The 15,359-nt window shown below is 63.4% G+C and carries 13 protein-coding genes; 5 read left to right on the top strand and 8 right to left on the bottom strand.

Annotation, left to right across the window (positions count from 1 at the left end):
• Positions 1–178: 178 nt before the first annotated feature.
• On the bottom strand, positions 179–940 hold the full coding sequence (locus tag A5906_RS33765) for an ABC transporter permease (protein ID WP_080139434.1): 762 nt from the start codon (positions 938–940) through the stop codon (positions 179–181).
• On the bottom strand, positions 937–1,860 hold the full coding sequence (locus A5906_RS33760) for an ABC transporter ATP-binding protein (protein WP_080139433.1): 924 nt from the start codon (positions 1,858–1,860) through the stop codon (positions 937–939). The genes A5906_RS33765 and A5906_RS33760 overlap by 4 nt, the downstream gene beginning before the upstream one ends.
• Before the next feature lie 291 nt (positions 1,861–2,151).
• On the opposite strand from A5906_RS33760, the gene A5906_RS33755 reads away from it, so the two are divergent.
• Positions 2,152–2,871, top strand: a complete 720-nt coding sequence (locus tag A5906_RS33755) for a hypothetical protein (protein WP_080139432.1) — start codon at positions 2,152–2,154, stop codon at positions 2,869–2,871.
• A gap of 69 nt (positions 2,872–2,940) precedes the next feature.
• Here A5906_RS33755 and A5906_RS33750 read toward each other — a convergent pair whose 3' ends face one another.
• Positions 2,941–3,792: an alpha/beta fold hydrolase gene (locus tag A5906_RS33750; RefSeq protein WP_080139537.1), complete on the bottom strand. Its 852-nt coding sequence runs from the start codon at positions 3,790–3,792 to the stop codon at positions 2,941–2,943.
• Between the two features lie 127 nt (positions 3,793–3,919).
• Between A5906_RS33750 and A5906_RS33745 the strand changes: the two genes are divergently transcribed.
• Entirely contained in the window at positions 3,920–4,534 is a 615-nt protein-coding gene (locus A5906_RS33745) for a CGNR zinc finger domain-containing protein (protein WP_136615670.1), read from the top strand.
• 118 nt (positions 4,535–4,652) lie between these two features.
• Here the strand turns inward: A5906_RS33745 and A5906_RS33740 are convergent, their stop codons facing one another.
• From A5906_RS33740 to A5906_RS33730, 3 genes are all read right to left on the bottom strand, one after another.
• Positions 4,653–5,111, bottom strand: coding sequence for a MarR family winged helix-turn-helix transcriptional regulator (locus A5906_RS33740; protein WP_430642434.1), 459 nt, complete (start codon positions 5,109–5,111; stop codon positions 4,653–4,655).
• A gap of 77 nt (positions 5,112–5,188) precedes the next feature.
• Entirely contained in the window at positions 5,189–5,902 is a 714-nt protein-coding gene (locus A5906_RS33735) for an SDR family oxidoreductase (protein WP_080139431.1), read from the bottom strand.
• Positions 5,903–5,989: 87 nt separating this feature from the next.
• On the bottom strand, positions 5,990–6,871 hold the full coding sequence (locus tag A5906_RS33730) for an NmrA family NAD(P)-binding protein (RefSeq protein ID WP_080139430.1): 882 nt from the start codon (positions 6,869–6,871) through the stop codon (positions 5,990–5,992).
• Between the two features lie 266 nt (positions 6,872–7,137).
• Between A5906_RS33730 and A5906_RS33725 the strand changes: the two genes are divergently transcribed.
• On the top strand, positions 7,138–8,082 hold the full coding sequence (locus tag A5906_RS33725) for a LysM peptidoglycan-binding domain-containing protein (protein ID WP_080139429.1): 945 nt from the start codon (positions 7,138–7,140) through the stop codon (positions 8,080–8,082).
• 26 nt (positions 8,083–8,108) lie between these two features.
• On the opposite strand, the gene A5906_RS33720 is transcribed toward A5906_RS33725, so the two are convergent.
• Positions 8,109–12,176 (bottom strand): VCBS domain-containing protein, encoded by a 4,068-nt coding sequence (locus tag A5906_RS33720; protein ID WP_080139428.1) that lies wholly within the window; start codon positions 12,174–12,176, stop codon positions 8,109–8,111.
• Positions 12,177–12,848: 672 nt separating this feature from the next.
• On the opposite strand from A5906_RS33720, the gene A5906_RS45545 reads away from it, so the two are divergent.
• On the top strand, positions 12,849–13,253 hold the full coding sequence (locus A5906_RS45545; protein ID WP_245327048.1) for a FecR family protein: 405 nt from the start codon (positions 12,849–12,851) through the stop codon (positions 13,251–13,253).
• Positions 13,254–13,265: 12 nt separating this feature from the next.
• Positions 13,266–14,120, top strand: a complete 855-nt coding sequence (locus A5906_RS33710; RefSeq protein WP_080139426.1) for a tetratricopeptide repeat protein — start codon at positions 13,266–13,268, stop codon at positions 14,118–14,120.
• 36 nt (positions 14,121–14,156) lie between these two features.
• On the opposite strand, the gene A5906_RS33705 is transcribed toward A5906_RS33710, so the two are convergent.
• On the bottom strand, positions 14,157–15,230 hold the full coding sequence (locus A5906_RS33705; RefSeq protein ID WP_080139425.1) for a tartrate dehydrogenase: 1,074 nt from the start codon (positions 15,228–15,230) through the stop codon (positions 14,157–14,159).
• Positions 15,231–15,359: the final 129 nt, after the last annotated feature.

Here is a 15,359-nt window from a genome sequence, read left to right as displayed (position 1 = left end):
CCGCCACTACTATCGGCACTGCCGCGGATATTACGACGGCTACCACCGCTTTCATTGCTATCGGTAGAGACTTCCGCCGTCATTCCGGGACGCCCGAAGGCGGGTCCGGAATCCGTTCATCACCAAATCTGCCGCATGATGGATTCCGGGCTCGCGCTACGCGCGCCCCGGATGCCAGCTAGTTCTTCAGCCGGTACCCGGTGCGGAAGATCCACCAGATCGCGCCGAGGCAGAGCACCAGGAACGCCGTCGTCATGCCGATGCTGACGGACACGCTGACGTCGGCGATCTCGTAGAAGCTCCAGCGGAAGCCCGAGATCAGATAGACCACCGGGTTGAGCAGCGCGACGGTGCGCCAGCCCGCCGGCAGCATGTCGATGGAGTAGAAGCTGCCGCCGAGGAACGTCAGCGGCGTCACCACCAGCATCGGGATCATCTGCAACTTCTCGAAGCCGTCGGCCCAGATGCCGATGATGAAGCCGAACAGGCTGAAGGTCACCGCGGTCAGTACCAGGAAGGCGAGCATCCAGATCGGATGATGGATGTGCAGCGGCACGAACAGGCCGGCCGTCGCAAGGATGATCAGGCCGAGGATGATCGACTTCGTGGCGGCGGCGCCGACATAGCCGAGCACGATCTCGAAGTAGGAGATCGGCGCCGACAGGATCTCGTAGATCGTGCCGGTGAATTTCGGGAAGTAGATGCCGAAGGAGGCGTTGGCGATGCTCTGCGTCAGCACCGAGAGCATGATCAGGCCCGGCACGATGAAGGTGCCGTAGCTGACGCCCTCGACCTGGCTGATGCGCGAGCCGATTGCGGCGCCGAACACCACGAAATAAAGCGACGTCGAGACCACCGGCGAGACGATGCTTTGCAGCAGCGTGCGCCAGGTGCGTGCCATTTCGAACAGATAGATGGCGCGGATGGCGCGGTGATTCATGACGTCCTCACGAGGTCGACGAAGATGTCCTCGAGCGACGACTGCGTCGTGTCGAGATCGTTGAAGCGGATGCCGGCGTTGCGGAGGTCACTGAGCAGGCTGGTGATGCCGGTGCGTTCGCCCTTGGTGTCGTAGTCGTAAACCAGCGTCGCGCCGTCGTCGCAGAGGTCGAGCTCGTATTGCGCGAGGCTGTCCGGCAACGAGGTGACCTTACCCTGCAAGTGCACCGTCAGCCGCTTCTTGCCGAGCTTCTGCATCAAGGTCGCCTTGTCCTCGACCAGCACGATCTCGCCCTTGTTGATGACGCCGATGCGGTCGGCCATCTCCTCGGCTTCCTCGATGTAATGCGTAGTCAGGATGATGGTGACGCCGGACTGCTGCAGCGTGCGGACGACTTCCCACATGCCCTTGCGCAGCTCGACGTCGACGCCGGCGGTGGGCTCGTCCAGGAACAGGACCTGCGGCTCGTGCGACAGCGCTTTCGCGATCATCACGCGGCGTTTCATGCCGCCGGAGAGCGTGATGATCTTGTTGTCCTTCTTGTCCCACAGCGAGAGGTCCTTCAGCACCTTCTCGATGTGATCAGGATTCTTCGGCTTGCCGAACAGGCCGCGGGAGAAGCTCACGGTCGCCCACACGCTCTCGAAGGCGTCGGTGTGCAGCTCTTGCGGCACGAGGCCGATCAGCGAGCGCGCCTTGCGGTAGGAGGTCTGGATGTTCTCGCCGCCGACGAGGACGCGGCCTTCGCTCGGGTTGGCGATGCCGCAGATGATCGAGATCAGCGTGGTCTTGCCGGCGCCGTTCGGCCCGAGCAGCGCAAAGATCTCGCCGCGCCTGATGTCGAGATTGATGTTCTTGAGCGCCTTGAAGCCGGACCCATAGGTCTTCGACAGATTGGCGACGGAGATGATGGAGGACATAATGGCCGCAAGGCTGAGGGGCAAAAGGCTGGGGAGGGAGGCCGGAGCCTGCCGGGAAGGGCGGGTCAGCGGAGCCCTGAGATAGGAATGCCCTTGCCCGGTCGCAATTGGCTGGAGAAAAATGGCCTCAAAACAGGCCCTTCCGTGGCAGGTTCCGGGCAAGTGTTGCGCAACCGCCACGGATTGCGGCTAAGATTGTCGCTCACGCGGCTCTTTGTTGCGTCTGCGAGCGGGCCGTGGCTACGATTCCGGCCAATCGCGAAGCGTATTGTCCCCAGGGAAACATTGAAGATGAGACCGAACGGCCGTCACACCGCCGGCGCCAGCCAATTGCCCGCCCTCCGCGTGTGGGCGATCTGCCTGCTTCTGCTGTCAGCTGTTGCCATCACCCCGTCCACCGCCAAGGCCGCGCCGAGCCAGGCTGCGGTCCAGACCACGCATGTCTACCTGCTGCGCGGCGTGCTCAACATCTTCTCGCTCGGGCTCGACACGATCGGCGCCCGGCTCCAGGCGCAGGGCATCCCGGTGACCGTCGCCAATTTCGTCTCCTGGTCCTCGCTCGCCGATGAAGCCGCGACCGCCTACAAGGCGGGCCGCATCAAGACCATCATCCTGGTCGGCCATTCCTCCGGCGCGACCGCGCTGCCGGACATGATCGCCAAGCTCAACCAGCTCGGCGTGCCCGTGAAGCTCGCGATCGGCCTCGATTCCGTGTTCAAGACCAAGCTCTCGACCGGCGCCGAACGCTACATCAACATCTATATCGGCGACGGTCCCGGCGAGCCGGTGCGGGCGGCGGCGGGCCTGCGCGGCAAGCTCGACAATGTCGACGTGCGCGGCACCGGTGTCGGCCACATCTCGATCGACAAGAACGAGGCGATCCAGCGCCGCGTGATCGCCGAGATCGACGCCGCGATCATGCGCTCGCGCGCTCCGGCGGCTCCCGTCGCCGAACCCGGCGCACCGCGGCCCGCGCGCGCCGCGGCCGCCACGGCTCCGGCCAGGAACTGACGTCTCGTCTCACCTGATGGTCGGCGGCCGCGGCGTTGCTACGCCGCGGCCGTTTCGCATCGGCGCCTGTTACGCCAGAAACGAGTGAATGCTCTCCGCGATCTCCTTCGCATGCGTCTCCAGCGCGAAATGGCCGGTGTCGAAGAACTGCACGACCGCGTTGGGATTGTCGCGCTTGAACGCTTCGGCGCCGGGCGGAATGAAGAACGGATCGTTCTTGCCCCAGACCGCGAGGAATGGCGGCTTTGTTTTGCGGAAATATTCCTGGAATGACGGATAGAGCGCCACGTTGCTCTTGTAGTCGCCGAACAGGTCGAGCTGCACCTCGTCTGAGCCCGGACGCGCCAGGTAGAAATTGTCAAGATTCTGTCCGTCCGGCGACACCGTCGTCGGATCAGGAACGCCATGGGTGTACTGCCAGCGCGTGGCCTCCGGCGTGAGGAAGGCGCGCAGTGCCTCGCGGTTGGCGGGCGAGGGATCCTGCCAATAGGCCCTGATCGGCGTCCAGCCGTCGCTGAGCCCATCTTCATAGGCGTTGCCATTCTGCGAGATGATGGCCGTGATCCGCTCGGGGTGACGCAACGCGAGCCGGAAGCCGGTCGGGGCGCCATAGTCGAAGACGTAGACGGCGAAGCGATCGAAGCCGATCACCTCGGTGAAGCGCTCGATGACCTGCGCGACGTTGTCGAACGTGTAGCGGAAGGTTTCGCGCGAAGGCATGTCGGACTGGCCGAAGCCCGGGAGATCGGGCGCCACGATGTGAAACTTGTCCGCAAGCAGCGGGATCAAGTCGCGGAACATGTGGCCGGCGCTCGGGAAGCCGTGCAGCAGCAGGAGCTTTGGTGCGCCTTTGGGGCCGGCCTCACGATAAAACACCTCGAAGCCATCGACGTCGGCGGTGCGGTAGGTGGTCGGGGCCATGACCGTCTCCATTTGCTGATAGTAACCTGTTAAGTCCGTGTATGGAGGTTATGAAGTCGCCGCGTAACTTGTCAATAGGCATTTTACTGGTTACCTAGGGCGTGATCCCGCCGGCCAAGGACCGCTCATGGACAGACCGCCCGCCATGTTCATCGCCGACTCGCTCGGCCTCGATTTTCTCAACTCGGTGGCGACGCCGGTCGATAGGCCCGTCGATTGGCTCGACGGTGGCGAGGGCCTGATCGACTGGCTGTCGCAGGCGAAGCTGGTGCCGGCCGATGAGCTGGACGCGTTGAAGGCGCGCGCCAAGCCGGGCGATCTCGACAAGGTCGCAGGTGAGGCCCGCGCCTTGCGCGAATGGTTCAGGGGATTCGTTCGGCAACATGCGGGCCGGCCGCTTGCGCCGAAGGCACTGCGCGAGCTTGGTCCGTTGAGCAGAATCTTGGAGCGCGACGAGGCATTTCTGCAAATCGTGCCCCGCCACGGAGAGGAAGGTCTTGCGCTGCAAAGGATGCGGCGCTGGCGATCAGCCGACGCTCTGCTGCTGCCCATCGGCGAGGCGATGGCGAAGTTCGTCTGCGAGGAAGACTTTTCGAACGTGAAGGCCTGCGAGGGCCATCACTGCACGATGCTGTTCGCCGATCACACCCGCAGGCGCGCACGGCGATGGTGCATCATGGCGGTCTGCGGCAACCGCGCCAAGCAGGCCGCGCATCGCAGTCGCCTCAAGGGCAGGCAGTGACGACGAAGCTTTGGTGGACAAGGTGTGGCGATCGACCTGCGCCCGTGGTCTGGATCGGAACGGCGAGGGCAATCTGCTTTCTCGGCGCTGCCTTGCTCTCCGCCATCGGACGGCGGCCTCAGTCGTCGGATGAGCTCGGCTTGACGTCGCCGACGACCAGGTCGCGCAGGGCCCCCCGCAGCACGGCGACATTTTTTGCGCCGTTCAGTTGCTCGAACTCCCGCTGCGCACGCTGCCAAAGCGGGGCCGCCTTGTCGTGAAGACGCCGGCCGGCATCGGTGAGCTCGATCAGACGGCTTCGTCCATCGGTTGGCGAGGGCCGAATTTTCGCGAGGCCGTCACGCTCCAGAAAGCCGACCATCTTGCCCATCGCCGTGCGTTCGATGTCGAGCTGCTCGGCGAGCGCATTGACACCTGCACTCCCGAGCTCGTTCAGGGCGGATAGAGTGAGAAATTGGGTGATGCGCAGCCCGACCGGCTCGAGATGCGCATCGTAGAAGCGCGAGATCTGCCGGTTTGCCTTCCTCATGGCGAAGCAGTTGCATTGATCGATCCCAAGAGGCTTGGTCACCGGCATCATCTCCTTGTCCTTCGATTTCTCATCGACGGGATCCGCGTCGCGAATATAGGCGCGGCGCGGGCGCAGCGATATTCTCAAAGCCCTTGCGGCGGGGTGATGTAGCCGGGCTCCTCGGCTGCAAGCGTGCCTTTCAGCACTGTCGTTCCCTGGTCGGCCATCACCTCGCTCTTGCCGGCGGCGAGGGCGTCGAAGGTTTGGCGCACCACGTCCGCGGGGCTGGCTTTCGGCACGTCAATGCCGCTCGTCAGGTCGGTGTCTACGAAACCGACATGCAGGCCGAGAACCTGAACGCCGTGGTCGCGCAGATGAAAGCGAAGCTGGTTGGTGTAGCTCCAAGCTGCCGCTTTTGATGCGGCATAGGGCGCCAGAATGGGGCGCGGCAGCCAGACGATGTCGGAGAGCACGTTGATGATGGCGGCGTTCGGCTTCTTCGACAAATTCGGCTCGAAAGCCTGCGTGACGCGGACGACGCCATAGTAATTGGTGTCGAACATGCGGGCTGATTGGGCCGCAACCTCTGCCGACAGGGGCCCGTCGATCAAGGCGGCGATGCCGGCGTTGTTGATCAGTACCGTGGTATCGGCTGCCAACGCAGCGGCAGCTGTGATCGATGCTGGATCGGTGACGTCGATCTTCACCGGGATGATGCCGGGCTCATTGAATCCGTCGGTCTTGCGCATGCCTGCGTAGACCCTTGCGGCTCCGCGAAGACGAGCTTCGCGTGCAAAGGCCAGGCCCAAGCCGCGATTGGCACCGGTGATAAATACGGTTTCGTTCTTGATGTCCATGACAGTCTGCCTTTCCGGATTTTGACGCCAGCAGAGCTTGTTCACGCTGGCCGAGAGCGTTCCGTTCAGAGGGAGATCTTTCCGTCCTCAAGCGAACACGGCGCGGTTCTGCGTGATGAATTGACGGACTGAAAGGGGCGGCGTGCCCGTGATCTTCTCGACGGCGTCGTTGGTGCCCGAGAAAATGCCGTCGCGATAATTCTGGGCGACTTCGACCAGATGCTGCACCAGGAACGGAGGAAACCTGTAGAGCTGCTCCATCTTCTCCTTGAACACGGCGATCGACGTCGGCGCGTATTCGATCCTGGCGCCGAGCACCTCGCTCATCTGGGCTGCGATCTCGGTGTGGTTCATCTCCACCGGGCCGTGCAGCGGGTAGATCTTGCCTTCGTGACCTTGCGGCTCGGCCAGGAGATGAGCGACGACACGGCCCTGATCGTCGCTGGCGATGGGCGCATGGCGCCCGTTCTCAAACGGAAACTCGATCTTTTTCCTGGCCCAGATCTCCCTCCCGAAATGCGGGTACACCAGCCAGTCGGCAAAGAAGGTCGGACGCAGATGCGTGGTTGCGACACCCGACCAGTCGAATACCCGCTCTGACATCCAGTGATCCTGCGCCGCATGGCTGGTCGATTCCCGGCGTGCCGAAATCTGCGACATGTTTACGATTGCGGTGACGCCGGCTTCCTTCGCGGCTTGGGCGAAATAGGCGGCCGCGCTGATGATCCCTGGCGCGATCGGATGAAGGAAAGAGGCCGATCGGATGCCTTCCATAGCCGCCCGAATGGCGTCGATATCAGTGAAATCGCCGATGGCAATGTCGACCCCGCGCTGCCTCAACGCCGCCGCCCGCTCGCCGTCGGATCTCACATAAGCGCGCACGCTCTTTCCCATCTTGAGCAGTTCGTTGACGGCGGCGCCCCCGGTTCGACCGGTCGCACCGCTGACCAGAATGGTTGCTTCGCTCATGACATCGCTCCTAGGTTCACATGAGAGCATATGCTCTTATACGGATCAGAATAGGTGCATATGCTCTTAAGTCAATTCCCTTCTTTCTGCGGCTGGGTGAGGGCGGTTCACATCGCCGTGTGGTTGCCGAGCTGGTGCTGCGATCCAATGACGGTGGGGCTTCACCGGCCGATCGCCCGGTTCCGTGCCCCAAAATCCGCCAAATCGGCCGTCACTAAGCCGGCTTGGGCGAGGCCCTTGCCTCCCGTGGTGGGACTGCTGGATTGATGATTGATTTGAGGCGGCTAGTCGTGCTGGCAGCGGTTGCGCTGCTCGCCTGGGGCCACGGCATAGCCGTGGCCTCACCCGCCAAGTCGAAGCGCCCGGCCGTGACGGCCACAGCGCCACCTCCCGCTCCGCCCTCCGAGCCGCTGCCGCCGCCGAAAATCTACCTGTTTCGCGGCGCCATGGGGCCGATCTTCTCGACCGGCATGGACCGGCTCGGCGAGAAATTGACGCAGGCCGGCTTCTCCGCCGACGTTTATGAATTCACGATCTGCCGCCTGATCGGCAACCGCGCTATCGCCAGCTACAAGGAGAGCCCGGCGCCGATCGTGCTGATCGGCCATTCGATGGGCGGGCTGTGCTCCGTCGTCATCTCCGAGATGGCAGCCAAGGAGAATATCCCGATCAGCCTCGTGATCGCCATCGATCCCGCGCATGCGACCGGCGACGTGCCGCTCAATGTCGAGCGCTTCATCAACATCTTCCTGTCCGACAGCGTGCTCGGCGGCGGCGATGTCGTCGCAGTGCCCGGCTATCGCGGCCATTATGCGAGCTACGACCTGAAGGAAAACAGCCGCGTCTCGCACATCAACATCGAGAAGTCCGACGATATCCATCGCCAGATCGTCGAGATGGTGACGCAGCTGCCGCGCATTCCGCCGCAGGCCCAGGCCGAGGCCGAAGCCGTGCCGCTGCGCTATCTCGTACCCGCGAACACGCTGGTCGAATTGTGGGACAGCGGCGTGCGGGTGCCGGTGCGCCGCGGCGACACCATGGAGAGCATCGCTGCGGCCAATCGCGTGCCGTTGTGGACGCTCGCGCAGAGCAACTCGCTTGCGGAGAACGCGCAGCTCACCCCGGGTCAGACCATCATCGTCCCGCGCCATCTGACGCCACCGGAGCCGGCCGCCGCGATGGCGACGCCGCCGGCCGCCGGGCGGAAGTAGAGGAAGGGCGGTTCAGCAGCTCGAGCTCACGCCAGGAGATCGTGCGGCACATGAGGCGCGGCCAGGCCGCCCACGCCGTGAGCGCCATCGTCCAGCTGCGGGACCTCGCCCGCTGTCGCGGCGCCACCATGTCCGTAGGCATGTGCCACGCCTTCATGATGATCGAGCGGCGCCGGGTGATCGTCCACAAATGCGATGCTCGACTTCTCGATCGGCGGAGTCAGGAACTTGAACGAATCGTCCGATCCCGATGGATGGGCCTGCGCGTGTTCGTGTGGGCCGTGCGTGCCATCTGCCGCAGAATGACGTTGGTCATTGGGCTTATCGGGCGTCTCCACCGAAACATGACGCTCTTCGCTCGCGTGAGATGAACTCGAATGAGGGTTGCCGCCGTTCCCGAGGCCTTTCTGGCCGGCGATATCAAGAAGCGCACTGGCGGTATCGGCAAGGCTTGCATGGTCGCCGGGATGCTGGTCGATGGTTGGCAGCGCATCCGGGGTGCTGAAAGTGACGGAATGATTTTGTTCGGTCATGCCGGTCGCGCCCATTCCCGTCAGATGGATGCTGTCGTCGGTCCGGGGCGGTTCGAAGACAAATTTGAAGGGCTCCGTCGACAGTGAATGGATTGCCGGTTCCGAGAGGCCGGGAAGTGTCGCGGTCTCGTCCGGGGCGGAAGAGGCGATCTCGTGGCTCCACCCGCTGTGATCCCGATCGATGTCGAAGGGATAGCTCACATCGATGGCGGTCGAGCTTCCGTCCAGCGAAATAGAGCCGCTGCTGCTTGTCGTCACGGTGGAGGCGTCGGAGGAGCTCAATGTCATGACCAGCGCGTCGGCCTGCGTGGCCGCGGCCGGATCGAGGGTGTCGCTCACCGCCAGGACCGGCGCCGCGGCCTGATCCACGATGAAGTCCGAGGCATCGATGGTCGCGACACCCTGGAGATGCACCTCCAGCAGGCTGGAATCGCCAACCTGGAGAGTTTGATCGGTCGGATTGACATACACGATGGTTTCGTTGGCCGAGCTGTCGTAGAGCCAGGCGATGGTGTGGGGCGGCACCGACGAATTTGTCGAGCTCAATGCCAGGATCACGAATCCCAGCGCGCCGATCGCTGTCAAATCGATCTTGTCGCTTCCTGATCTGAAATCGTTGATCGTATCGAACTGGCCGGCCCTGGAATCGACCGCCGACAGATAGACGAAGACATCGTCGCCGTTGCCGCCCGTGAGCTTGTCCGCGCCAAACCCGCCGATGATGGTGTCGTTCCCGTTGCTGCCGTCGATGGTGTCCTGTCCGGAGCCGCCGTAGATGACGTCGGCCCCGTTGTTGCCCTTGATCGTGTCGTCGCCGGATCCGCCGTAGATGGTGTCGTTCACGCCGGTCCCGTTCAGCGTGTCGTTGCCGGCGCCGCCATAGATGATCTGGGTAATGTCGCCGCCGCCGGCGACGCTATCGCCTTGGGGAGTACCGAAGACAAATGGGGGATCGGAGATGACAGTTGATCCTGTCGCCAGATTGTCGAAGTCGTTGGGGTCCGCGTCGCTGGCGCCATGGATGGTGATCGTCACCTCTTGCGTGGTGCCGTCGATCGATGTCACCGTGAAATGGTCGGTGAGCGTATCGCCGACGTCGAGTGCGTCCACCACGCTGTTGTTGTTGTCGAGCGTATAGGTCCATACCCCGGCCGCGGTCATCGTGAAGGTGCCGTAGCCGCCGTCGCTTGCGGTGGGCGAGGTCACCGCCGTGAAGGTGTTGGCCGGATTGTCGACGTCGGTATCGGAGAGCGTGCCGGTCGCGACCGGCGTGCCGGGGGAGATGCCGCCGGCCTCGAGCACCGAGCCCGTCGTGGCCCCAGAGATGACTGCGGCGTCATTCGTGCCGTTGATCGTGATCGTCACCAGCTGCGGCGTGCCGTCGACCGTGGTCACGGTGAACTGATCGTGCAGCGTATTGCCGACGTTGAGTGCCTGCACGGCGCTGTTGCTGTTGTCGAGCGTATACGTCCACGTGCCCAGCGCCGTCATCGTGAAGGTGCCGAAACCGCCCGCGCTCGTCTTCGGCGTGATGACCGCGGTGAAGGCGTTGGCCGCATTGTCAGGATCGACGGCGGTCAAAGTCCCGGTCGCGGTCGGCGTGCCGGGCGTACCATTGGCCACGCCTCCGGCCTCGATCACCGCGCCGGCCGTCGTTCCGGAAATGACCGCCCCATCGTTGCTGCCGTTGATGGTGATCGTCACAGTCTGCGCCGTGCCGTCGGCCGAGGTCACCGTGAAGCTGTCCGTCAGCGTGTCGCCATCGTTGAGCGCCTGCACCGCGATGTTGCTGTTGTCGAGCACGTAGGTCCACACGCCCGCCGCGGTGATGTTGAAGCTTCCATAGTCTTGCGCGCTTGCTGTCGGTGCGGTGACCGCCACGAACGTGTTAGCGGGATTGTCGACATCCGCCGCGAGAAGCGTACCCGTCGCGACCGGCGTGCCGGGCGAAGTGCCGCCGGCCTCGACGACTGAGCCGGTCGTGGTCCCGGAGATGATTGCGGCGTCATTCGTGCCGTTGATCGTGATCGTCACCAGTTGCGGGGTGCCGTCGATGGTGGTCACGGTGAACCGATCGATCAGCGAATCGCCGGCATTCAACGCCTGGACTGTACCGTTGTCGTCGTCGAGCGTGTAGGTCCACACGCCGCCGGCTGCCATCGTGAACGTGCCGTAGCCGCCCGCGCTCCTGGTCGGCGAGCTGACCGTCGTGAAGGTGTTGGGCGGATTGTCGACATCGGCGTCTGTCAGCGTGCCGGTTGCGCTCGGTGTGCCCGGCGCCGAATTGGCGACGCCGCCCGCCTCCACCACTGTGCCGGCGGCGTTGCCGGAGATAATGGCAGTGTCGTTGACGCCGTTGATCGTGACGACGAAGGCCTGGCTCGTCGAAAGCTGGCCGTCTGAGATTGTGACGATGAAGCCCATTGTCGTTGGCGACGAGAGGGCGTTGATGGCATCCGCGTTGGGAACAAAAGTGTAGGCGCCGGATGCGCTATTGAGATAGAGGGTGCCATACGGGCCTGTCTGCGAGAGATCGTAGGTCTCTCCATTCAAAACCGTGGTGCCGGCCGTCCCGCCGCCGAGACCGTAGGTGAGGACGCGATTGAGCAGACTGCTGGCCGTGAAGGTGCCGGTTGTCGTGGGGAACTTGTCGTCGAATGCGATCGTGTCGATTTCGATGGGCCCGCTCGGCACGTTCAGCGTTGGTGCGGGAATTTCGATCGCGGGAATGAAAATCGGTGGCACTGCTGGAAGCAGGTTTGGCGGATTCGTCGTGTTATCCGAGTTGAAGTTGATGTGCTGCAGCTGAAGTGAATCGACGCCAGGTGGCGTGCCGGACCCTGTCGGGCCTCGCGTGAGATTGGCGAGCACGTCCTGTTGAGCTGCGTGCAGTTCCTCCATGCGAGCTGCGCTGTTGGCAACCTGATTTACGCTGACCGAGGAGCCGATCCTGTTCAGGATGACGGTTTCGCCTGGATCGTCGACGATGATGTGGCGTGGCACCCGCTCCTTGGTGATGAGCTCGAAGACACCGTGCTGAAGGTCCTTGTAACTGAGCGTATCGCTATCGAGATACGTGGCGTCGGGGTCTGAGCCCTGCGCTTCTCTCACCATCGAGAAAGTCAGCGCCGCCATCGTCAGGATGCCGAAGCCGGTCGCATGGGAGCGGGCGCGAACGGCGCCAAGGGGTGTATCGACTGTCAGGGGCGCGCTGGTTGCCAGCCGACCGGCCGCGAACGCAAAGCTGCCGCTGGTGATCGCAACGATGGTCGAACACGAAGCGCAGTCGGATTCGGAGGCAAACCCGCGCAGTTCGACGCGAGCTCCACTGCCGACGCAGAAGATGGTGTCGTCGAGAAGCCGAATCCCGATCCGCGCATCCGCAGCCGTTTCGATTACGTCATGGCGACAGACAAGGTCGCCGATGCTGACCTGAGTGGCCGGGCCCTTCTCGCGCGTGAGGGTAGTGTATCCCGACGCGCTCTGAACGATGCCGATGATCCGGAGGGGAAAAGCCTTGGTGTCCCCGTCCTGGGGCCCAACGCCAAACGCTACTGACATAGCCGTGGCCTCGCGCGCCGAACAATTCCGGCTCGGCGCGGTGCCGCGGTCTTCTTGTCGGTTTTGCTACGCCGCGGGCGCAATTTTTGGCGTTAGCAACCCCAGGCCTGCACGCCGAAAACGTCTGATAAAAAAGCGAGCTCTATAGGTACAGCCAACGTGATGACAGCTTCGGCGGAGATGCTTCTCCGCAACAGCAATTCGCGCTCTCAAGAAGTTGACGCTTGAGCTATGCGAAATCTAGCTCACTTTCGCTGGCCAAGCAAACGGCTTGGGCCTAAGATCAAGCACGGAAGAATTACCTCTTCTGGACGACGGGTCCGTCAGGATCGATCCAGCTTATTGATATTCACGATGCACGAATTGCGAGCTTGGTCGCGGCTTACATAGTCCCATCAAGCGCCACGCAGATCTTCTCGGAAAGGGTGGGTCATGTGCAGGCATAGGATTGCAGTTCTTGTGACTGGTTTCATTTGGGCCTCGGCGAGCGTCCTTGCCGCGTCAGCGCAGGCTCAAGTCAATTCCGTGACACGCGCTCCTGAGAGCGTCGCGCCGAAACCCATCGGCAAGATCGTCGCCGTTTCAGGTTCGGTCTCGATCGAGCACGCAGGTGCGGTCGTCGTCCAGGCGACCCTCGGCGATCCGGCGGCGCAAACCAAGGTTGGCGATGTCGTGTATCTGCGCGATGTCGTGCGAACCGGGGCGGACAGTCGGGTCAGCATCAATTTCAGCGATGGCTCGTCGTTCAATCTGTTGAGCAATGCGCGTATGGCGCTCGACGAGTACGTCTACGAGCCGGACGGCAAGTCGAACGCAACGTTCTTCAATCTGGCCAAGGGAACGGCGACCTTTGTCGCCGGTCAGGTCGCAAAGAGCGGCGATATGAAGGTCGATACGCCCGTTGCAACGATGGGAATCCGAGGCACCACGCCGCATATCGAAATTGCGGATGACGGTGCGGTCAGGTTCTCGACGCTCATCGAAGAGGGCAAGAGCAAGTTGCTGAAGAAGCGTGTGACTTCCGCCGCGCCCGAGCAGGGGAGCGGTCCCAGGCCGAACATCTGCAGAGGATGCTGAAGCGGCACGGATATGACGATCAGGGCTGCCATCATCGACAGCGTCGCGCCGGTTCTCGTGCTGCTGTCGCTCGGTTGGCCGGCGACCGCGCAGCAGCCGCAGAAGAAAGGTCACCTCCAGAGCATCGAGCAGTGCAACGGCACGGACCGTATTCCGGTCCAGGTCCGGATCGCCGGCTGTACGGCGCTCATCAATTCGGGTGATGCCAAGCCGGAGGCGCTGGCCCCGGCTTACAACAATCGCGGCAACGCCTATGCCGCAGCGGCGGAGTACGACCGCGCGATCAGCGATTTCGACCGGGCGATCGAGCTCGCCACAGGCTACGTCAAGCCGGTGAACAACCGCGGCGTCGCCTATTTGAGGAAGGGAGCCTATGAGGACGCGGTCAAGTCCTTCGACGAGGCGATCAGGCTCAATCCGTCCTATGGCAGTGCCTTCGCCAACCGCGCCGAAGCCCACCTGAAGCTGAACCAGTATGATCGGGCGGTGCGGGATTTCGATGAGGCCATCCGCCTTGATCCGAACTTGACGTCGGCGCGGAGCGGGCGCTGCTGGACGCGAGCGATCACCGGCGACCTGCAGGCCGGACTCGATGACTGCGACAAGGTGATTCAGTCGGGATCCGAAGATGCCGCGACATACGATTCACGCGCGCTGATCCATCTGAAGATGGGTCAATTCGCCGCGGCCATCGACGACTACAATTCAGCGCTGCGCCTGGCGCCAAACCTGGCAAGCGCGCTTTATGGACGCGGACTTGCCAGGCTCAGGCAGGGTGACAATGCCGGCGGCGATCGCGACGTCTCGGCAGCAAAGCTCATCGACCTCAAGATCGCCGACGCGTTCGCCCGCTACGGCGTGCAGTGAGGTGGGGACCGGCCCGCCGAAATTGGGGTAGGCCCGCTACGCGTTCGACCCATGGATCGCGTCGATCACGGCATCCGTCACTTCCCTTGTGGTCGCCTTGCCGCCGACGTCGGGCGTCAGCACGCCCGCCGCGCAGACGCGCTCGACGGCCTTCATCAGCCGTGCGGCGGCATCCTTCTCACCGAGGTGCTCGAGCATCTGCGCGCCGGTCCAGAATGTCGCGACCGGGTTGGCGATGCCCTTGCCGGTGATGTCGAAGGCCGAGCCGTGGATCGGCTCGAACATCGAGGGGAAGCGGCGCTGCGGGTCGATGTTGCCGGTCGGCGCGACGCCGAGGCTGCCGGCCAGTGCACCGGCGAGATCCGAGAGGATGTCGGCGTGGAGGTTGGTCGCGACGATGGTATCGAGACTCTTTGGCTGCAGCGTCATGCGCACCGTCATGGCATCGACCAGCATCTTGTCCCAGGTGACATCAGGGAATTCGGTTGCGACTTCCGCGGCGATCTCGTCCCACATCACCATGCCGTGGCGCTGCGCGTTCGACTTGGTCACGACGGTGAGGAATTTGCGCGGGCGCGACTGCGCGAGCTGGAATGCATAGCGCATGATGCGGGTGACGCCGACACGGGTGAACACTGCCACTTCCGTGCCGACCTCTTCCGGCAAGCCCTTGTGCGCGCGGCCGCCCATGCCGGCATATTCGCCTTCCGAGTTCTCGCGCACGATCACCCAGTCGAGATCGCCGACGCCGACATTGCGCAGCGGCGAGGCGACGCCCGGCAAAATCTTGGTCGGCCGGACATTGGCGTATTGGTCAAAGCCCTGGCAGATCGGCAGGCGCAAGCCCCACAGCGTGATGTGGTCGGGCACGTCGGGCGCGCCGACCGCGCCGAAATAGATCGCGTCGAACTTCTTCAGCTCGGCGAGGCCGTCGGCCGGCATCATCACGCCGTGCTTCTTGTAATAGTCCGAGCCCCAGTCGAACGTCTTGACATTGAAGGCGAGGTCGCCACTGCGTTTTGCGAGAGCCTCCAGCACGCGGACGCCGGCCGAGATCACCTCGGGGCCGATGCCGTCGGCGGGAATGGCTGCGATCGAATGGGTGCGCATGGGAAGGCTCCGTTTGAGAACTCAGTGGGATTGCGGGACGGGTTCGACGGGCGCGGTTTTCGCGCGCGACAATAGCAAAGTGAGGGCTGCCGAGAGAACGAGCAGGCCGCTGACGAAATAGAGCCCGCC

The sequence above is a fragment of the Bradyrhizobium sacchari genome (genome assembly GCF_002068095.1).
GTDB lineage: Bacteria > Pseudomonadota > Alphaproteobacteria > Rhizobiales > Xanthobacteraceae > Bradyrhizobium > Bradyrhizobium sacchari.
Note: the sequence above shows the minus strand (reverse complement) of the source record. Positions and strands in the feature narration are given on the sequence as shown.